The 18268-nt window shown below is 69.0% G+C and carries 17 protein-coding genes and 2 tRNA genes; 3 read left to right on the top strand and 16 right to left on the bottom strand.

Going from position 1 to position 18268, the window contains the following annotated elements; all coding sequences use genetic code 11:
• Nucleotides 1-11: 11 nt before the first annotated feature.
• The 6 genes from BLT19_RS11645 to BLT19_RS11620 form a co-directional block, all read right to left on the bottom strand.
• Nucleotides 12-1130: an epoxide hydrolase family protein gene (locus BLT19_RS11645; RefSeq protein WP_091490306.1), complete on the bottom strand. Its 1119-nt coding sequence runs from the start codon at nt 1128-1130 to the stop codon at nt 12-14.
• 40 nt (nt 1131-1170) lie between these two features.
• Nucleotides 1171-2439 (bottom strand): ATP-dependent Clp protease ATP-binding subunit ClpX, encoded by a 1269-nt coding sequence (clpX, locus tag BLT19_RS11640; RefSeq protein WP_091490301.1) that lies wholly within the window; start codon nt 2437-2439, stop codon nt 1171-1173.
• Between the two features lie 217 nt (nt 2440-2656).
• The gene (locus tag BLT19_RS11635) at nt 2657-3328 is read right to left on the bottom strand and encodes an ATP-dependent Clp protease proteolytic subunit (protein ID WP_091490297.1); all 672 of its coding nucleotides are present in this window, start codon (nt 3326-3328) and stop codon (nt 2657-2659) included.
• A gap of 30 nt (nt 3329-3358) precedes the next feature.
• Nucleotides 3359-3946, bottom strand: a complete 588-nt coding sequence (locus BLT19_RS11630; RefSeq protein ID WP_091490292.1) for an ATP-dependent Clp protease proteolytic subunit — start codon at nt 3944-3946, stop codon at nt 3359-3361.
• Nucleotides 3947-4145: 199 nt separating this feature from the next.
• The gene (tig, locus tag BLT19_RS11625) at nt 4146-5588 is read right to left on the bottom strand and encodes a trigger factor (RefSeq protein ID WP_091490289.1); all 1443 of its coding nucleotides are present in this window, start codon (nt 5586-5588) and stop codon (nt 4146-4148) included.
• Between the two features lie 76 nt (nt 5589-5664).
• Nucleotides 5665-5738: transfer RNA gene (locus BLT19_RS11620), tRNA-Pro, on the bottom strand.
• A 133-nt stretch (nt 5739-5871) separates the two neighbouring features.
• On the opposite strand from BLT19_RS11620, the gene BLT19_RS11615 reads away from it, so the two are divergent.
• Nucleotides 5872-5945: transfer RNA gene (locus tag BLT19_RS11615), tRNA-Gly, on the top strand.
• A 12-nt stretch (nt 5946-5957) separates the two neighbouring features.
• On the opposite strand, the gene BLT19_RS11610 is transcribed toward BLT19_RS11615, so the two are convergent.
• Nucleotides 5958-7253 (bottom strand): ion channel protein, encoded by a 1296-nt coding sequence (locus tag BLT19_RS11610; protein ID WP_091490285.1) that lies wholly within the window; start codon nt 7251-7253, stop codon nt 5958-5960.
• Between the two features lie 112 nt (nt 7254-7365).
• Here BLT19_RS11610 and BLT19_RS11605 point away from each other — a divergent pair, with 112 nt between their 5' ends.
• On the top strand, nt 7366-8298 hold the full coding sequence (locus tag BLT19_RS11605; RefSeq protein ID WP_091490280.1) for an alpha/beta fold hydrolase: 933 nt from the start codon (nt 7366-7368) through the stop codon (nt 8296-8298).
• Here the strand turns inward: BLT19_RS11605 and BLT19_RS11600 are convergent.
• The 3 genes from BLT19_RS11600 to BLT19_RS11590 are packed head-to-tail and all read right to left on the bottom strand — an operon-like array spanning nt 8295 to nt 11662.
• Entirely contained in the window at nt 8295-8948 is a 654-nt protein-coding gene (locus BLT19_RS11600) for a Pr6Pr family membrane protein (protein WP_091490276.1), read from the bottom strand. The two genes, BLT19_RS11605 and BLT19_RS11600, sit on opposite strands and share 4 nt — an antisense overlap.
• A gap of 4 nt (nt 8949-8952) precedes the next feature.
• On the bottom strand, nt 8953-9510 hold the full coding sequence (locus BLT19_RS11595) for a gamma carbonic anhydrase family protein (RefSeq protein WP_091490272.1): 558 nt from the start codon (nt 9508-9510) through the stop codon (nt 8953-8955).
• Nucleotides 9511-9523: 13 nt separating this feature from the next.
• Complete coding sequence (locus BLT19_RS11590) at nt 9524-11662, bottom strand: acyltransferase family protein (protein ID WP_091490268.1); 2139 nt, start codon at nt 11660-11662, stop codon at nt 9524-9526.
• A gap of 148 nt (nt 11663-11810) precedes the next feature.
• Here BLT19_RS11590 and BLT19_RS11585 point away from each other — a divergent pair, with 148 nt between their 5' ends.
• Nucleotides 11811-12296: a Dps family protein gene (locus tag BLT19_RS11585; protein ID WP_091490263.1), complete on the top strand. Its 486-nt coding sequence runs from the start codon at nt 11811-11813 to the stop codon at nt 12294-12296.
• 45 nt (nt 12297-12341) lie between these two features.
• On the opposite strand, the gene BLT19_RS11580 is transcribed toward BLT19_RS11585, so the two are convergent.
• From BLT19_RS11580 to BLT19_RS11555, 6 genes are all read right to left on the bottom strand, one after another.
• Entirely contained in the window at nt 12342-12995 is a 654-nt protein-coding gene (locus BLT19_RS11580; RefSeq protein ID WP_091490257.1) for a response regulator, read from the bottom strand.
• Between the two features lie 20 nt (nt 12996-13015).
• Nucleotides 13016-14356: a sensor histidine kinase gene (locus tag BLT19_RS11575; RefSeq protein WP_091490253.1), complete on the bottom strand. Its 1341-nt coding sequence runs from the start codon at nt 14354-14356 to the stop codon at nt 13016-13018.
• A gap of 130 nt (nt 14357-14486) precedes the next feature.
• Nucleotides 14487-15902 carry an amidohydrolase gene (locus BLT19_RS11570; protein ID WP_172825692.1) on the bottom strand — a complete coding sequence of 472 codons (1416 nt, stop codon included), beginning with the start codon at nt 15900-15902 and terminating at the stop codon, nt 14487-14489.
• Between the two features lie 83 nt (nt 15903-15985).
• On the bottom strand, nt 15986-16621 hold the full coding sequence (locus tag BLT19_RS11565) for an FMN-binding negative transcriptional regulator (protein ID WP_091490247.1): 636 nt from the start codon (nt 16619-16621) through the stop codon (nt 15986-15988).
• 104 nt (nt 16622-16725) lie between these two features.
• Entirely contained in the window at nt 16726-17724 is a 999-nt protein-coding gene (locus tag BLT19_RS11560; protein ID WP_091490244.1) for an Fpg/Nei family DNA glycosylase, read from the bottom strand.
• A gap of 6 nt (nt 17725-17730) precedes the next feature.
• A complete protein-coding gene (locus BLT19_RS11555) occupies nt 17731-18267 on the bottom strand; it encodes a ribose-5-phosphate isomerase (RefSeq protein WP_091490235.1) in 537 nt (178 codons plus the stop codon).
• Between the last annotated feature and the right edge of the window lies 1 nt (nt 18268).

Below are 18268 nucleotides of genomic sequence, written 5' to 3'. Positions count from 1 at the left end.
CCGAGTGCACGTCACAGCAGGCCGAGCGCATCCGCGAACGCGCGGGTGCGTTCGGCCATCTGCTCGGGCACCTCGCCGACGGCGAAGTGCCCGCCCGCAGGCAACCGCTCGAAAACGCGCAGGTCCCGGTAGTAGTCGCGGGCGAGCGATTCTAGGTAGTCGCCTTCGTGCTTTTGGATGTGCACCGCTGCCGGCACCTCGACCGGCGCAATCGCGTCCGGCGTGTCCGCGCCCTCGTAGTAGGGGCGGAACGAGGTGCCGATGCTCTGGGTGACCCAGTAGATCATCGCCTCGGTGAGGATGCGTTCTCGGGAGATGGCCTGCTCGAGCTGCACCGGGTCGTGCGAGGCGGTGTCGCTCCACTCCACCAGCTTCTCCGTGAGCCAGGCCAGCAGACCGGCCGGCGAGTCGTTCAGTGCCGCGGCGAGGGTGTCGGGCCGGGTCGCCTGGACATGTCCATATGCACCGTCGGTGGAATGGGCCTCGGCGAGGCGGGCGAAGAACGCGCGTTCGTCCGCGGCGGTGAGCGCGACGCGCTCCTGCGCAGTCGGGAAGTGGGAGTGAGTGACGAGGATGCCGGAGACGGAGCCCGGGTACGTCGCGGCGATCAGGTCGTTGACGTTCGCCGAGACGTCTTCGCCGTATGTCAGATACCGGTCGTAGCCGAGCGCGTCCGTCATCAGCGCGTGCATCGTCGCCGCCAGGCGGCGCTCGGTGATCGGACCGGTGGCGTACGGCGTCGAGAAGGCGAACCCGGGGAGACTGGCGACCACGACGTGGAAATCCGGCAGCAGGTCGGCGAAGTCGAGCTGCAGCGCGAACGTGTGCGGCCAGCCGTGCATCACGAGCAGGGCCGGTGCGGCGTCATCGGCGCTGCGCAGGTGGGCGAAATGCACGGTCGTGTCTTCGACATCGGCGAGGAACTGCGGATGCCGGTTGAGCCAGCGCTCACGCGTGCGCCAGTCGAACTCCTGCCAGGCGTGCACGAGCTGCCGCAAGTAGGACGAGGTCATCCCGGATGCCGGCTTGCGTGGCGAATCCGGCAGCAGGCGCGTGCGCCGCAGACGGTCGCGCAGGTCGTCGAGGACGGCCTCGGGCACGGCGATCGTGAACGGTCGGACGGAGGTCATACCGAAACGGTACGACTCCCCACCGACAGGATGCGACGGGTCAGGCGCTCTTGCGGGTGCGGCGCTGGACGAACGTCGGCGCCGCGCCGGTGTCGACGGCCTCGCGCGTCACGATGACCTTCTCCACCTCGTCGTTGGAGGGGATGTCGAACATGATCGGACCCAGGACGTCTTCCAGGATCGCACGCAGACCGCGTGCGCCCGTCTTGCGCTCGACGGCGAGATCGGCGATGGCCTCCAGCGCCTCGGTCTCGAACTCGAGGGCGACCCCGTCCAGCTCGAACATGCGCTGGTACTGCTTGACCAGCGCGTTCTTCGGCTCGGTGAGGATCTCCATCAGGGCTGACTGGTCCAGCGGCGTCACCGAGGCGACGACGGGCAGGCGGCCGATGAACTCGGGGATCAGCCCGAACTTGTGCAGGTCCTCCGGGCGGACCTCGCTGAACAGGCTCAGATCGTCACCCTTGTTGTGCAGCGGGGCGCCGAAGCCGATGCCGTGCTTGCCGACCCGGCTGGAGATGATGTCCTCCAGGCCGGCGAATGCTCCCGCGACGATGAACAGCACGTTCGTCGTGTCGATCTGGATGAACTCCTGATGCGGGTGCTTGCGGCCGCCCTGCGGCGGCACGGACGCCACCGTCCCCTCGAGGATCTTCAGCAGCGCCTGCTGCACGCCCTCGCCCGAGACGTCGCGCGTGATCGAGGGGTTCTCGGCCTTGCGCGCGATCTTGTCGACCTCGTCGATGTAGATGATGCCGGTCTCGGCGCGCTTCGTGTCGAAGTCGGCGGCCTGGATGAGCTTGAGGAGGATGTTCTCGACATCCTCGCCGACGTAGCCCGCCTCGGTCAGCGCAGTCGCATCGGCGACGGCGAACGGCACGTTCAGCCGCTTCGCGAGTGTCTGGGCGAGATAGGTCTTCCCACAGCCCGTCGGGCCGATCAGGAGGATGTTGCTCTTGGCGATCTCGACCTCGTCGGCGCGCTGCTCGGCGGACTGGATCGTGCCGTGCGCGCGGATGCGCTTGTAGTGGTTGTACACCGCGACGGACAGCGCCTTCTTGGCCGCCTCCTGCCCGACGACGTACTCCTCGAGGAAGGCGAAGATCTCGCGGGGCTTGGGCAGGTCGAATTCGGAGACGACGCCGGTCGAGGACTCGGCCATGCGCTCTTCGATGATCTCGTTGCACAGCTCGACGCACTCGTCGCAGATGTAGACGCCGGGGCCGGCGATCAGCTGCTGCACCTGCTTCTGACTCTTTCCGCAGAAGGAGCACTTGAACAGGTCGGCACTCTCACCGATGCGCGCCATCAGGCCTCTCCTCATTGCGTGTGGGGTTGTCCCCCGATGCGCCGGGACGTGTCCCGACCGTCCGAGCCTAACCTCTGAGGCCGACATCCGGCGGGATTGCGACGGCCATTGTGGATGCCGGGAGTGTCATCCGCCGTCAGCAGAACGGCGCGCCTCCCGCAACGACGGATGCCCCGTCCCCCCTGCGAACAGGGCGACGGGGCATCCGGGAACACTCCTAGGAGGTGAGGGCTGCCGGCACGCGCTTGCGCGTGGTCAGTACCTGGTCCACCAGGCCGTACTCGACGGCCTGCGTGCCGTCGAGGATCTTGTCGCGGTCGATGTCGCGGTTGACCTCTTCGATGCTGCGGTTCGTGTGCTTGGCGAGCGTGGATTCGAGCCACGTGCGCATGCGCAGGATCTCGGCCGCCTGGATCTCGATGTCCGACGCCTGGCCGTGGCCGGCCTCGCCCATCGCAGGCTGGTGGATGAGCACGCGGGCGTTGGGCAGTGCCAGCCGCTTGCCGGGCGCGCCGGCCGCCAGCAGGACGGCAGCGGCCGAGGCCGCCTGCCCGAGGACCACGGTCTGGATCTGGGGGGAGATGTACTGCATCGTGTCGTAGATCGCCGTCATCGCGGTGAACGAGCCACCGGGCGAGTTGATGTACATGATGATGTCGCGGTCGGGGTCCTGGCTCTCCAGGACGAGCAGCTGGGCCATGACGTCGTCAGCGGATGCGTCATCGACCTGCACGCCCAGGAAGATCACGCGGTCTTCGAAGAGCTTGTTGTAGGGGTCCTGGCGCTTGTAGCCATAGGCCGTGCGCTCTTCGAACTGGGGCAGGATGTAGCGGCTGGAGGGCATGGCGAGCCCGCGATTCGCCGTGCCGCCGAAGGTGGGGATGCTCATATCTGGTCGTTCCTTCTCATTCGCCTTCGGTCAGTCCTGGTCTGTTCCGCCGCCGCCGACGACGTCGCCGAGGTGTGCACGGATGTGATCGACGAAGCCGTATTCGAGCGCCTCGTCCGCGGTGAACCACCGGTCGCGGTCGCCGTCCTCGTTGATCTGCTCGACCGACTTCCCGGTCTGGGCGGCGGTGATCTCGGCGAGACGGTTCTTCATCGAGACGATGAGCTGCGCCTGCGTCTGGATGTCGCTCGAGGTGCCGCCGAAGCCGCCGTGCGGCTGGTGCAGCAGGACGCGGGCGTTCGGGGTGATATAGCGCTTCCCCTTCGTTCCGCTGGTCAGCAGCAGCTGTCCCATCGAGGCGGCCATGCCGATGCCGACGGTGACGATGTCGTTCGGCACGAACTGCATCGTGTCGTAGATCGCCATGCCGGCGGTGATCGAGCCGCCCGGGGAATTCACGTAGAGGAAGATGTCCTTCTCGGGGTCCTCAGCGGCGAGGAGGAGGATCTTCGCGCAGATCTCGTTCGCGTTGTCGTCACGCACCTCCGACCCGAGCCAGATGATGCGGTCTTTCAGCAGCCTGTCGAAGACGCTCGTCGCGACAAGGGGTTCGGCCATGTGTGTCAACTCCTGATTCGGTGGTCGTGGCTACGAATCTACCGGCGCGTCCGGGCCGTCCTGCCCGTGTTCGCCCTGGGCAGAGCGCCGCGTCGGATTCCCCCCTCCGGCGGTGCATGTGCATCGCCGGCGGTCACGGCGACGAAGGAGGGGGACGGATGCCGAGGCATCCGTCCCCCTCCTTCTTCCCGGTACGGGATTACTCCTTGGGCGCAGCCTTCTTGCGCGGCGCGGCCTTCTTCTTGGCGGGAGCGGCCTCAGCGGCGGGCGCCTCCTCGGCCTCGATGATCGCGTCGGCGTCGGACGCGGCATCCGCGATCTCCTGAGCCTCCTCGACGACCTCGTCCTCAGCGGTCTCCTCGTCCTCTACTGCGACGAACCCGGTCAGGTCGACGGGCTTGCCGGCGGAGTCGATGACCGACACCTTGCCGAGCGCGACCGCGAGGGCCTTGTTGCGCGCGACCTCGCCGACGATGGCCGGCAGCTGGTTGTTCTGCTGCAGTGCCTCGACGAACTCCTGCGGAGCCATGCCGTACTGGGCGGAGGACTGCACCAGGTACTGGGTCAGCTCATCCTGCGACACCTGCACGTTCAGCTTCTCGGCGATCGAGTCCAGCAGCATCTGGGTGCGGAACTGCTTCTGGCTGGCCTCGGTGACCTCGGCGCGGTGCACGTCGTCCTCGAGGCGACCCTCGCCCTCCAGGTGGGTGTGCACCTCGTCCTCGATGAGCGCCGGCGGAACCGGGATCTCGACCTTCTCGAGCAGCTGCTCGATGAGCTTGTCGCGAGCGGCGGAGCCCTGCGTGAAGACGGACTGCTGCGACACGCGCTCGCTGAGGCTGTCGCGCAGTTCGGCGATCGTGTCGAACTCGCTGGCGATCTGTGCGAAGTCGTCGTCGGCCTCGGGGAGCTCGCGCTCCTTCACGGCGGTGACGGTGACGGCCACCTCGGCCTCCTCGCCGGCGTGGTCGCCGCCGATGAGGGTCGAGCGGAACGTGGTGTCCTCGCCGGCGGTCAACGAGTCGATGGCCTCGTCGATGCCCTGCAGAAGCTCTCCGGAGCCGACCTCGTACGAGACGCCCTGCGCGCGGTCGATCTCTGCACCGTCGATCGTGGCGACCAGGTCGAGCTCGACGAAGTCGCCGGTGGCGGCGGGGCGGTCCACCGTGATGAGCGTGCCGAAGCGCGCACGGAGGCGATCCAGCTCCTCGTCGATGGCCGCCTGGTCGACCTCGACCGCGTCGACCTCGATCGTGGTGCCCTCGAACTCGGGCAGGTCGAACTCGGGACGCACGTCGACCTCGACCTCGACCTTGAGGTCGCCGGAGAAGTCCTTCTCGTTCGGCCATTCGACGACGTCGGCGCTGGGTCGACCGAGCACGCGCAGTTCGTTGGCCTCCACGGCCTGCCGGTAGTAGGTGTCCAGGCCCTCGCTGACCGCGTGCTCGAGCACGGCCGTGCGCCCGACGCGCTGGTCGATGATGGGCGCGGGCACCTTGCCCTTGCGGAAGCCGGGGATCTGCACGTCCTGCGCGATGTGCTCGTACGCGTGCGCGATGGACGGCTTGAGCTCATCGGGTGAGACGGTGATGTGCAGCTTCACCCGCGTCGGTGTGAGCTTCTCGACGGTGCTGTTGACCATGTGTCTGTTCGTTCTCCTCGTGAAGGCCGCGCAACAGCGCGGCAGCTGAAGGTCTGGGTATGTGGGGGCCGGAATGTCGGGGCGACAGGATTTGAACCTGCGGCCTCCCGCTCCCAAAGCGGGCGCTCTACCAAGCTGAGCTACGCCCCGGGCGGGTGCGCACGCGTGAACGTGCTGATCGGCCCCGAGAAGTCTAGCCGACGGCCCGCCCGGCACAGTCCCGGTGCGGATATGCCATAGAATCGGACCACCGACGCGTGCGAGTCCGGAAGGCTCGTGATTCGGGGCTGTAGCTTAGTGGTAAAGCCTCTGTCTTCCAAACAGATGATGCGAGTTCGATTCTCGTCAGCCCCTCCACCCCTCCTCTGTTCACTTCCTCGCGAACGTCCGCGGCGCCGTCGTGTCGTCGGCCGCGGGGATGATGCGGAATTCGGGTACCCGCGAGACCAGCAGCCACGCCGGCAGCATGATGATGCACAGGATCGGCAGCAGGGCGATCTCGCCCGGCACCGCGACGGCCACGAAGAGTGCGAGCCACCCGTCGCGGGCGACCACGAGCATCATCCCAAGGACGGCCGAGGCGACGACGAGGCTCATGGGCAGTGACGGGAACAGCGCGCTGACGGCCAGTCCGAGCGCGACGCCGATGAAGACCGCGGGGAAGACGCGACCACCGCGGAAGAGGGCGGATGCCGAGATCAGCAGCGCGAGGATCTTGATGCCCGCCATGATGGCGAGTTGCCCGGCGTCGTACTGCGTCGGGTCCTTCAGCAGCTCGCCTATCTGCTCCAGACCCTTGAACATCGTGATCGGGCCGCCGATGAAGCCGAGGATGCCGAGGAGCAGACCACCCGCCGTGGTGATGAGGATCGGGTGGCGCAGCGCGTGCAGGGCGCGGTACACGACCGGGAACAGCACCAGGGCGACCAGCCCGATCCCGATCACGGAGCAGGTGATGAGCGCGCCGGTCAGCAGGTCGATCGCCTGCGGCGGACCGTAGGCGGGCATCGTGAAGGCGAACGGCGGTGCGCCCAGCAGATGCATGGTGATCGACGCGGACCCGGCCGCAGCGAGCGGCAGGAACAGCTTGTCCCACAGCGAGCCGCCGGTCTTGACGGCGGCGACGATGCCGGTGAAGACCAGGGCGGCCGCCACCGGCGTCCCGAACAGCGCGCCGATGGTCGCCGAGGCTCCGAGCATGAGGGCGACCTGCGCGGGCACCCGCGGAATGAACCGCGCGAAGACCGCGACCACCAGCGCGGAGTTGATCGCGATGATCGGATTCTCGGGTCCCAGGCTCACACCGCCCGCGAGGCTCAGCAGCGTGACCAGGGCAAGTCCTGGCAGGACCCGGAGCGGCAGGGGCTCGGCCACGAGCTCGGTTGTCGCAGAGTCCGGTCCGCCGTGCCCGGGAAGAAGTTGGAGGGCGACGCCGACCGCCAGGCCGGTCACGGTGAGGACGACGATGATCCACCATCCGGACGGATCGATGCCCAGCGCGTCCGGAACGATGTCCCACAGCACGCCGCTGAGCGCATCGGCGGCACGCTCCAGTCCCCACAGGACCAGTGCCGCGAGCGCGCCGATCACGATGGTCGGGATCGCCAGGAGAGCGAGTCGTCCGAGGCTCGTGTCGGAGCCGGATTCAGTGCGTGCGAGGCTCATGCGAGGGGCCCTCTCCTGCTGGTGCACGGCGTTGCATGGTGCTCGGAAAGTACCACGCGATCACCCTCTGAGGTGGATGCCGGCCTGCGGCGCACGGAGTAGCTTGAGGCGCATGCCGACGAATGCGCAGAAGGCCTCCTACCAGCACCGCGGCCGGCGGCATCCCCGCCGGCCCGCCTCGACGCTGACCGACAAATGGACCTCGATCGACGGCGTGGACGTCTTCTATCGCGAGTCGCCCGACGCGCCGGCCGATGCGCGCGTGATGACGCACCTCCACGGATTCGGCCTGTCCGGCCGGTACCTGCTGCCCACCGCCGAGCTGCTCGCCGACGAGTTCCACACCTTCGTCCCCGACCTGCCCGGCTTCGGTCGCAGCGGGAAGCCGAAGGACCCGCTCGATGTCCCCGACCTGGCGCATGCCGCAGCACGATTCCTCGAGGACCGGGGTGTGGACAGGACGACGCTCGTCGGCAACTCCATGGGATGCCCGGTCATCTGCGAGTTCGCCTATCACTACCCGGAGCGCCTTGAACGGGCCGTCCTGGTCTCACCAGCCGGAGGCGTGATCAACCAGCCGCTGCGTCGCGCGGTCGGCCAGCTCGCCAGAGACGGCGGGCGCGAGCCGCGCAAGATGATCACGGTGGCCACGCCCGACTACCTGCGCTTCGGCGTGCCCAGCACGTTCCGCATGTTCAAGGCGCTCACGCAGTACCCCTCACTCGAGCGGCTCCTGGCGCTGAAGATCCCCACGCTCGTCGTGATCGGCGACCGCGATCCTCTCCTGCCCGGCCCCGACCGCATCAAGGAGGTCGCGAGTCAGACCGACTCGCACGTGCTCCTGGTGCTCATCCAGGGCGCCGCGCACGCGATCAACTTCAGCCACCCCGGCGAGCTCGCCCACGCGATACGCCTGTTCATGGACGACCGGCCCATCGTGGACGATCCCGACTCCCCCGGCACGGCGAGCGTGTTCGAGATCCATCGGGGCGTGTTCCACCCCGCCGCGGATGCGTCCCCGACGGAGCCGCCCGCGCGCGACTAGCACTGCGGCACGGCCTCGAGGCGGCGCTCGCTCCGTGCGCCCAGCGCATTGCCCGCCCAGCGCACGAGAAGGGCCAGCGCCAGCAGCCCGACAAGCATCGCGATGCAATAGAGGGCCACCCTCGGGTAGCCGCCGACGACACCGGGGTGGAAGAACGGGTAGGGATAGAAGCCGGTCACCGCTCCGCGCACCAGGCTCCCGACGGTGTACACCGCCGGGAAGACCAGCCACCACAGCGCGGTGGACAGCGCGATGCGCCGAAGAGGCGGCCAGACGAGCCAATCCACGACACCGGCGATGGGCATGACGAAGTGGCAGACGACGTTGACCCACGGGGTCAGACCGCCCAGCTGCGCATCACCGAGCAGCGCGCTGTACACGATGCCGATGAAGACGATGTACACCACCGCCGCGCCTCGGACCGCCGCATCCGCCGTGCTCGCCTCCGTCCGCCCGCGGGCCAGACGGACCGCGCCGATCAGGAAGACCACGCCCAGCAGGACGTTGCCGAGGTTGGTGAAGTAGCTGAAGAAGTCCACGACGCTCTGGCCGCCGGGGAGGTGGATCGCGAACAGCTGCCAGCCGACCGCACCCAGCGACAGCGCGGCGAAGAACAGTCGGAACACGATGGACGCGATCCTGCTGATCACCGGCTCACTCCCCGGGTTCTGCAGGCTGCGCGTGCGCCGCGTCGAGGTGACGCTGCGTGTGGGCGCGGTAGAGCTGCGCATTGCCGCGGATCCCGCGGCGCTCTTGGTCGCTCAGCTCGCGACGCACCTTCGCAGGGACGCCTGCCACGAGTGAACCATCCGGGATGACGGTGCCCTCCAGCACCACCGCGCCGCCGGCCACGAGGCATCCGGCGCCGATGACCGCGCCGGAGAGGATCACGCTGCCCATCCCGATCAGGGTGCCGTCGCCGATCGTGCAGCCGTGCACGACGGCGTTGTGGCCGACGGACACGTCGGCGCCGATGAGGGTCGGATGCCCCGCATCGACGTGCACCGACACGTTGTCCTGGACGTTGCTGCCGGCCCCGATCACGATCCGGTCGCTGTCCGCGCGCAGCACGGCGTTGTACCAGATGCTGGTGCCCTCGCTCAGGGTCACGGCGCCGATGATGCGAGCGCCGGCGGCGACGAAGGCGTCCGGCGCCAGAGCGGGCTCAGCTCCCGCCAGGGCGAGGACTGTGGCCTCGGGTGCGATCGTCATGATCCGGTTCTCCTCATCGTGCGTCGAGCGCGGCTTGGATCGCCGCCGTGTATCGCGGTGCGAGCGTGTCGACGAACGTCACGGTCAGGTGGTCTTGATCACGGTAGAGGTTCGCCCCGCCCACCACCGGTGAACACGTCTTCTGCCCGCAGAAGACCTCGGTGAAATCGAGGAGGGTGACGCCGTCGAGGCCGGTCGCCGCCGCGCGCAGCGGGTCGTCCTCGACGAGCAGGTCGGTGCGCTGCCCGTCGCATTCGGTCAGGTCGCGTGTGCGCAGACACTTGTTCGGATCGGTCTCCCAGACCGGGTTGTCCACGACCGTGATCACCGGGATGCCGCGATCCAGCACCTCACCCCACGCCTCCCGGTACCCTGCCACGGCGGCGTCCTGCACCGAGTCGTAACCCGCGGAGTCGTACGGCGTGGTCGCGATGGCAGAGGTGAACACCGCGTCGATGTCGCGCTCGGCCAGCTGCGCACGAACCCCGTCCCGCCACTGCGTGCACGCGGCGCCGAATGCGCCTGGTGTGGAGAGCGGTGTCGTGTTCCACGGGCATGCGCCCTTGAAGTAGGTGATCAGCTGCCAGCCGTTCGCGTCGGCCATAGCCTGGAACGTCGGCAGCAATTGGTACGCATGACTGTCGCCGATGAGGGCGACGACCGGGGCATCTCCGTCCTCGGATCCGAACTCGCACGAGACCGGACGTGCGTCGTTCAACTGCACGAAGCACTGCGCATCGAGGGGTCGGTCGGCACCGGCGAAGCCGGGGGCGGGCAGGATCGTGTCGCCCCACTCGGCGCTGCCGCAGCCGGCATCCAGCACGAACGCGGCGCCGAAGCACTCGGGCGGGTCCTCGCGCAGCGCGGCGATCGCCTTCACACCGTCGTTGTAGGCCGTGGCGTTGACCGCCCACGCTGCGCCGGCCGTCCCGGCCACGACCAGCATGGCCGCCAGCGAGCTCCACAGCGTCACACGGGCCGGCCGCGAGGTGAGCACCTTCCATCCGCGTGCCGGATCCTCTACGAATCGCTTCGTGAGCCAGGCGAGGACGAAGCAGATGCCCAGCAGTGCGACGCGGTGGTAGATCGTCAGGCCCCAGAAGGGAACCGACGGGGCGATGATGATCAGCGGCCAGTGCCACAGGTACAGGGAGTAGGAGATGTTCCCCACGAACTGCGCGGGCCGGATCGCGAGGATCCGGGTGGGGTACCACCAGCGCTGCGTGTTCGAGGCGGCGATGATGGCCGCCGCGCCGAGGGTGGGCAGGGCGGCGGCGTATCCGGGGAACGACGTCTGCGCGTCGAAGGTGAAGATCACGAACAGCAGGATCAGGATCCCGCCCCAGCCGAGGAGGAGGCTGCCGACGGCGTGGCGAATCCGCAGCGCCGGGATCAAGGCGACCATCGCTCCCACGCCGAACTGCCACATGCGCCCGAACGTGACGAAGTAGGCCGGGGCGGGGTCGGTCATCGTGAAGATGACGCAGAACACGAAGGATGCCGCGCTGACCACGCCCAGCGCGAGGATGATCGCTCGGCGACGCGACCCCCGGAAGTACTTCACGCCGATCCATGCCGCCAGCAGCATGATCAGCGGCCACATGAGGTAGAACTGCTCTTCCAGCGACAGCGACCAGTAGTGCTGAACCGTGGTGGGGTCGCCGGAGTGGTTCAGGTAGTCGGCGGAGTTCAGCGCGAGATACCAGTTCTCCACGTAGAAGGTCGAGGCGACGATCTCGCGGATCTCGTTGGGCAGCGCCGATGTCGGCGTCAGATACGGCGACATCGCCACCAGCGCGCAGAACAGCAGGACCAGGAGGGATGCCGGCAGCAGGCGCCGAGCCCGTCGCGCCCAGAACTGACCGAGGCTGACGGTGCCGGTCGCGGTGACTTCGCGCATCAGGTGCGCGGTGATGAGGAAGCCGGAGATCACGAAGAAGACGTCGACGCCGACATAGCCGCCCGAGAAGCGCGCGGGCCAGAAGTGATACAGGACGACCGCGAGCACGGCGATCGCCCGCAGGCCCTGCACGTGCGGGATGAAGCGCGACGGCTCGGCGTGTTCGGGGGATCGATCGCGGGGTTCGCGGCGCACCGGGCGGGCAGGTTCGCTCAGATTCTGCGGGCCCAGGTCGTGGTCGGCGGATGGCACCCCTCGACGCTAGCCGGTGGCATCCGGCAACCGTGCATTTCCGCGTGATTCCGCGGAGATAAGCCCAGCCTCAGCTTGCTTGCGGAATGCCGTGGGCTGAGTAGCGTTGGGGTCAAGGTCACGTACAGACGAGCCACGGAGGCACCTCATGAGCAAGATCCAGACAGTTTCCCAGACCGCCAGCAACGCAGACGCCGTGACCTCGACCGCGCAGTTCCTCTCGCCCGTCGTGCTGGGGCTGCAGGCCCTCACCATCAACGGCAAGCAGGCGCACTGGCACGTCCGCGGCGCCAACTTCATCGGCGTCCACGAGCTCCTGGACACCGTGGTCGCGCACGCCGGCGAGTGGGCCGACCTCGCCGCGGAGCGGATCGTCGCGCTCGGTCTTCCGATCGACGCGCGACTGGCCACCGTCGCCGCCAAGGTTCCGGCGACGTCGGTGCCGGCCGGATTCGTGACCTCGGATGCCGTCGTGCGCGACGTCATCACCGACATCGATGCGATCCTCGCCGATGTGAAGGCGGCCATCGACGGCCTGGACGAGTTCGACCAGTCCAGCCAGGACATCGCTATCGAGATCATGCGCGGCCTGGAGAAGGACCGCTGGTTCCTCTTCGCGCACGTCGCGGAGTAGCACCTCGCACGCGAACGCCCCGGTCCCGCCGGGGCGTTCGTCGTCTCATCCGCGCTGCAGGAAGGCGATCACCGCCAGAACGCGTCGGTGCTCCGTTCCGGACTCCTCGAGGCCGAGCTTGGCGAAGATCCCGCTGATGTTCTTCTCGACGGCCCCGACGCCGATGAACAGTCGAGCGGCGATGCTGGCGTTGCTCCGCCCCTCTGCCATCAGCTCGAGCACGTCCCTCTCACGTGGGGTCAAGCTCGCCAGCGGGTCCGAGCGGGCGGCCAGAAGCTCGCGCACCACCAGAGGGTCCAGGACCGTCCCGCGCTCGGACACACGGCGCACCGCATCGGTGAACTCGTCCAGTGATGTGATGCGGTCCTTCAGCAGGTACCCGACCCCGCCCTCGCCCGCCGCGAGCAGTTCGCGCGCGTAGACGCCCTCCACGTACTGACTGAGCACCAGGATGCCCACACCCGGCGTCCTGGTGCGAAGCTCCAGCGCAGCCCGGATCCCCTCGTCGCGGAATGTGGGCGGCAGTCTCACGTCGAGGATGACGACGTCGGCACGGGCGGCGGCGACGCGTTCCACGATGTCTTCGGCGTCGCCGAACGCGGCAGCGGCGACGTAGCCGGCCTCGCCGAACAGTCGCACGATGCCCTCGCGCAGCAGCACGGAGTCCTCGACGAGCACGATGCGCAGCGGGTCGGCCATCGACCCAGGATAGGGCGAGGCTAGGCGAGCGGCACGTGCGCGCCGATCGTGGTCGGTCCGTCGGTCGGACTGCTGACGATGAGCCCGCCCCGCAGTCCGCGAAGCCGCTCCTGGAGCCCCGCCAAGCCGTGTCCCTGCATCGGCGCGGCGCCGCCGCGACCGTTGTCGACCACCCACACATCGAGAGTGGGGGCAGCAGGCGCCGGGCGAAGGGCGACCTTCAGCGTCGCGGCGGTCGCGCCGGAATGCCTGACCGCGTTGGTGAGAAGCTCCGCCACGACGAAGTACACCGCCCTGGCGACCTCCGGGCTGGTCGTGGCATCCACACGCGGGTCGATGTCGACCGCCACCGGCAGTGCGCACCCGGCCGCCACACCGGCCAGAGCCGCAGCGAGCCCTCGGTCCTGCAGGAGCGGCGGCGCCACCCCGCTGGAGAGCGCACGCAGTTCGTCCAGTGCCGCCTTCGCGTGCCCCTGCGCCTCGCGCGCGAGTTCCGCCGCTGCCGCCGAGTCCCCGGCGTCCACCCTGCGCTCCAACGCTGCCAGGTCCAGCTGGAGACGCACCAGACGCTGCTGCGGGCCGTCATGGATGTCCCGTTCGAGTCGGCGCAGACCGGTGCTCTCAGCCTGCACCGCCGCCGCCCGCGCTTGGGATTCGGCGCGCGCCTCGGCGGCGAGGTCGTCGCTCGGCCAACGGCCGAGCAGGCCCCGTGCGATGCCGTGGTGGACCCGTGCCAGACCGCTCATCGCCCACGGCAGTGTGAGAGTGAACAGGATGCCCGCCACCAGGTACAGGACCACCTCGACGGCCCAGGCAGACCAGGAGCCGAACAGCCACGGCATCGCGTCCGCGACGAAATGACCCCACTGGCCACCGTCGCCCCGAGGGAGGAATCCACCCCAGATCCAGTAGGTCAGCCCGCCCAGGCTCAGGCTGAGCCAGAGCACCGTCAGAGCGAACGAGATCGTGCTCACGATGGGGCTGACGATCATGCCGTGCACCAGCGAGGTCCAGTAGTGCCCGTTGGTGACGGGTCGCAGCATCGTCGCCCAGAATCCGCGAGCGGCCGGTTCGCGGTTCCACTCCGGCTCGGCGATCTCGGGCAGACCTGTCAGCTGCAGGAGGAACCGATCGGCGACACCGAAGCCGCGGGCCACCAGCAGGGACAGCACGACCAGCGGGACGCCCACGACCAGGATCAGCAGTCCGATGCCCGTCCAGAAGAGTCCAGCCAAGACCCCGACCGCGGTCATCGCGAGCACGAACACCACCAGCAGGTACAGCGCTCGGCCCGGTACCTGTTTCCAGGACTGGCCGTAGGTGGCGCGGGCGGGCGCCCGCTGGGCCGGGGTGACGGTCATGATGATCCTCTGCGTTCGCTGTCGATCGTGCCCTCTCAGCCTCGTGCGCGACGTCGGCGAGCGGCATCCGACCCGCTCCCCCGGCGTTTCGGGGGTTATCCCCCGAACGCACGCTGCGAGCAGGGTCGGCTCATGCGATCCAGGTCAGGCGGCCGGCCAACAGTGTGCCGATCACGGCCATACCGCGCAGGTCGTCCGCCGCGGCTGTGAGCGGGTCATGCGCGCACAGCGCGAGGTCGGCGACGGCGCCCGGTTCGATGCGGGCGCCATCGACGGACCCGCCGCGCGTGGAGGCGGCGAGCGCCACGGCGGCCTCGATTCCTTCCTCCGGCCGCCACGCCGGACGCCCCGCCCGGGTGCGGTAGACGGCAGCGGCCATCGCCGCCCACGGGTCCAGCGGGGAGACCGGCGCGTCCGAGCCGAACAGGAGGTTCGCCCCGGTCGCGGCAAGGCTGCGCAGCGGATACGGCAGCGCGGTCTGCCCAGCCCAGATCGTGTCGGTCAGGTCGCGGTCATCGACGGCGTGCTCGGGCTGCACGCTCGCCCCGACGCCCAGCCGCGCGAAGCGCGGGATGTCGGCGTGTGCGACCAGTTGCGCATGCTCGATCGTCCCCTGAGCCCCGCTCAGTGCGAACGCATCGAGGGCCTGCGAATTCGCGGTGTCGCCGATCGCGTGGATCGCGCAGTCCAGGCCGGCGCCGGTCGCCCTCGTCATGAGCTCGACCAGGGTCTGGGGGTCGACGCTCAGCTGGCCGTGGTTGTGCGGGTCTCCGGGATACGCGTGCGAGCACGCTGCCGTGCGCGTGCCGAGCGAGCCGTCAGTGATGACCTTGAGCGACCCGACACGGGCAAGACCCGAAGCATCGCCGCGCACCGGATCGCCGGTTCGCAGCCCTTCCGCCAGAGCCCGGTCGAGGAACTCGGGATAGATGCCGAATGACACGCGCAGCGTGTCGAATCCGTCCGCGAGCCGCCGCTGCCAGGCGCTCTCGTTCCACGCCATGTCCAGGTCGACGATGCCGACGATGCCGCGGGCCGCAGCATCCCGCGCCATCGTGGCGACCATCTGGTCGCCGGAATGCGGATCCACCTCGTTGAGCCGTCGTGAGATCTCGAAGGCGGGCGCCTCCCGGAGGAATCCGACGCCGTCCGGCTCGTGCCCTTCGCGGCGCAGCGCGGCGGTGTTCAACCAGACGCTGTGCACATCGGCGTTGATCAGATAGGTCGGGATGCCGCCGGTGGCAGCATCCAGCCTCTCGAGGCTCGGGCGGTCCGCCCAGAACGCATCGCGGAACCCCGTGCCGACCCGCCGGCCGTCGGCGAGCACCGGGGCGCTGCCCATGAGCCGGGCCGCGTGCGCGGCCGACTCGGCGGAACCCAGCGGCACGCGCTGGGCCGCGAGGGCCCACTGGAGGACGTGGACATGGTGATCCCACAGGCCCGGGATCAGCCACGTGCCGGCTGCATCGAGGACCTCCCCGCGGGCTCGCATCGCCCCCGCCGGCGCGATGTCCTCGATGACCCCGTCGACGACGAAGACGTCCATCGGGCCGTCGAAGGGCAGCAGCTCGCGACCGGCGCCGGCGATGCGCGCACCGGTGATGGTGCCGATCTGCGCGCCGAGCGCACTCACGGGCGCACTCGCGCGTCCGCGGCGCGGCGCATCTCGGCAGCCAGCGCCGGATCGGCGTACGGACCGTCGCCGGACAGCTCGGCGATGATGGTCTCGACCACGTCCGATGTCTTGTTCTGACTGAGCTTGCGCTTGGCGACGACTCTGGTGGGCCTCAGCCGGAACCCGACGGTGCCGCGCTCGAGACGTTCGACGTAGGCCGGATCGTTGGGCCGCTCCCACATCCGCCGCGGCTCGGGCATCCGGCGCTCGAATCGCTCGACGAGTCGGTCGAGCACCTTCAGATTCTCCTGTGGCGTGAGCACCTCGGGAATGCCGCTCAGATGGGCCGAGACGAAGTTCCAGGTCGGGACGCTCTGCACGTCGCCGTACCAGCCGGGCGAGATGTAGCCGTGCGGTCCTTGGACCACGAGCAGGAGCTCGCGATCCCCCAGCCCATGGAGGAGGTCGTCGGGCTTGCCGACGTGGCCGACGACCGTCAGGTCGTCGGAATCCTCATCCAGCAGCACTGCGTAGTGCGACGCGACGAGGCCGTCGGGCGTGCTGCTGACGAGCGTCATCCACGGGTGCCGGTCGATCAGGCGACGCAGTTCCGCGACATCGGTCATCGCGAACGAGGGGTTCTGGCGCATGCCTTCAGCCTAAGACGCCGTCCGAGCCTGCTCCCCTGTCGCCATGCGGCCGCGCCGGCGCCGTGTGAGGACGGTTGGCGACGGCGGAGCGGTCCCGGCGGGCGTCACGCCTGGCAGCGCGGGCACCAGTAGAGCTTGCGCGTCGCCATCTCCTCGACCAGGATCGCGGTCCCGCAGATCCGGCACGGCAGACCCGCCCGGTGATACACCCAGTGCCGATCGTCGCGACTGGCCATGGCGGCCCGGTAGGCGTCCGGGTCCAGGTCGTCCATGGTCATCATCTGACCGGTCTCGACGCCGATCGCCAGCAGACGCACCCAGTCGCGCCAGATGTCGCGGACGACCTCCTCGCGGACGTCGCGCCCCGGTGTGTGCGGGTTCTGACGCGCGCGGAACAGCAGCTCGGCCCGGTAGACGTTGCCGATGCCGCTGACGACCGACTGATCCATCAGCAGCTGCCCGATCGCGGTCGGCTTGCGGGCGACGACGGCGGTGAACTGCTCCTCGCCGGCCGCGATGTCGTCCACCAGCGGGTCCGGGCCGAGCTTGGCGATGGTCGCAGCGACCTCATCGGGGGTCTGGATCTGGCACGCGGTGGGTCCGCGCAGATCGGCGCAGGTGATGTCGGTGAGCAGGCGCAGCCGCACCTGGCCGACGACCGGTGGCGGCCACTGGTCGTCCTCCGCTCCGAGTCCGGTGGTCTGCTCGGACATCCGCACGCGGACGCGCGCGCGTCGCGGCGCGCCGATGGAGGTGAGCGAGTTCTCGCCGGCGCTGTCCAGGATCGGCGCATCGAGATCGGTGCCGCGCTGGTTCGTCTGACCCATCCGGCCGTTGGCCGAGGCGATCGTGGGATCGGCGATGATCTCGCCCGCGAAGTCCCACGCGCCGTACATGCCCAGATGCACGCGCAGCCAGAGGTCGTCGTCGAACTCGAGGAACATCTGCTTGCCCACCGCGCGCACCGCCGTGGCGGTGCGTCCGTCCAGCATCGCGGCACCTTCTGCGAAGCGGCCCTGGGGACTGGATGCCGCGACCCGGCGACCCACGTAGTTGCGCTCGAACTGCCGCGCGATGCGATGGACGGAATGGCCCTCGGGCATCGGGCCTCAGCCGGCCTCGGGGTCGAACGCGTCCACGTCCTCGCCGCCGGACGGTGCTGCGGCGCGAGGATCCGGTGCAAGCGATCCGTCGGCCTCGAAGGCCGCGATCTGGGCGATGCGCCGGACGTGACGCTCCTCGTTCGAGAACGGCGTCGCGATGAAGCGGTCGATGAAGGCGGCAGCCTCGTCGAAGGTGTGCTGGCGGGCGCCGATGGCGATCACGTTCGCATCGTTGTGCTCGCGGGCGAGCTCCGCGGTCGCGATGCTCCACACCAGCGCGGCGCGCACGCCCGGCACCTTGTTCGCCGAGATCTGCTCGCCGTTGCCCGAGCCGCCGAAGACGACGCCGAGCGTCTCGATGCCGGCAGCCTGGTCGCGAACGACCGCCTGAGCTGCCCGGATGCAGAAGGCCGGGTAGTCATCCAACGGCTCGTAGTCGATCGGACCGTGATCGACGATCTCATGGCCGGCGCCGGCGAGATGGTGCTGCAGCTGGGTGGAGAATTCGAGGCCGGCGTGATCGGTCGCGATGTGGATGCGCATG

It is taken from the genome of Microbacterium pygmaeum (assembly GCF_900100885.1).
Lineage (GTDB): Bacteria > Actinomycetota > Actinomycetes > Actinomycetales > Microbacteriaceae > Microbacterium > Microbacterium pygmaeum.
The sequence above is the reverse complement of the archived record's forward strand: the minus strand, read 5'-3'. Positions and strand labels throughout refer to the sequence as shown.

Coding starts and splice junctions, on each gene's coding strand:
- BLT19_RS11645 (WP_091490306.1), bottom strand. CDS start 1,130: ATGACCTCCGTCCGACCGTTCACGATCGCCGTGCCCGAGGCCGTCCTC.
- clpX (WP_091490301.1), bottom strand. CDS start 2,439: ATGGCGCGCATCGGTGAGAGTGCCGACCTGTTCAAGTGCTCCTTCTGC.
- BLT19_RS11635 (WP_091490297.1), bottom strand. CDS start 3,328: ATGAGCATCCCCACCTTCGGCGGCACGGCGAATCGCGGGCTCGCCATG.
- BLT19_RS11630 (WP_091490292.1), bottom strand. CDS start 3,946: ATGGCCGAACCCCTTGTCGCGACGAGCGTCTTCGACAGGCTGCTGAAA.
- tig (WP_091490289.1), bottom strand. CDS start 5,588: ATGGTCAACAGCACCGTCGAGAAGCTCACACCGACGCGGGTGAAGCTG.
- BLT19_RS11610 (WP_091490285.1), bottom strand. CDS start 7,253: ATGAGCCTCGCACGCACTGAATCCGGCTCCGACACGAGCCTCGGACGA.
- BLT19_RS11605 (WP_091490280.1), top strand. CDS start 7,366: ATGCCGACGAATGCGCAGAAGGCCTCCTACCAGCACCGCGGCCGGCGG.
- BLT19_RS11595 (WP_091490272.1), bottom strand. CDS start 9,510: ATGACGATCGCACCCGAGGCCACAGTCCTCGCCCTGGCGGGAGCTGAG.
- BLT19_RS11585 (WP_091490263.1), top strand. CDS start 11,811: ATGAGCAAGATCCAGACAGTTTCCCAGACCGCCAGCAACGCAGACGCC.
- BLT19_RS11580 (WP_091490257.1), bottom strand. CDS start 12,995: ATGGCCGACCCGCTGCGCATCGTGCTCGTCGAGGACTCCGTGCTGCTG.
- BLT19_RS11575 (WP_091490253.1), bottom strand. CDS start 14,356: ATGACCGTCACCCCGGCCCAGCGGGCGCCCGCCCGCGCCACCTACGGC.
- BLT19_RS11570 (WP_172825692.1), bottom strand. CDS start 15,902: ATGGACGTCTTCGTCGTCGACGGGGTCATCGAGGACATCGCGCCGGCG.
- BLT19_RS11565 (WP_091490247.1), bottom strand. CDS start 16,621: ATGCGCCAGAACCCCTCGTTCGCGATGACCGATGTCGCGGAACTGCGT.
- BLT19_RS11560 (WP_091490244.1), bottom strand. CDS start 17,724: ATGCCCGAGGGCCATTCCGTCCATCGCATCGCGCGGCAGTTCGAGCGC.
- BLT19_RS11555 (WP_091490235.1), bottom strand. CDS start 18,267: ATGCGCATCCACATCGCGACCGATCACGCCGGCCTCGAATTCTCCACC.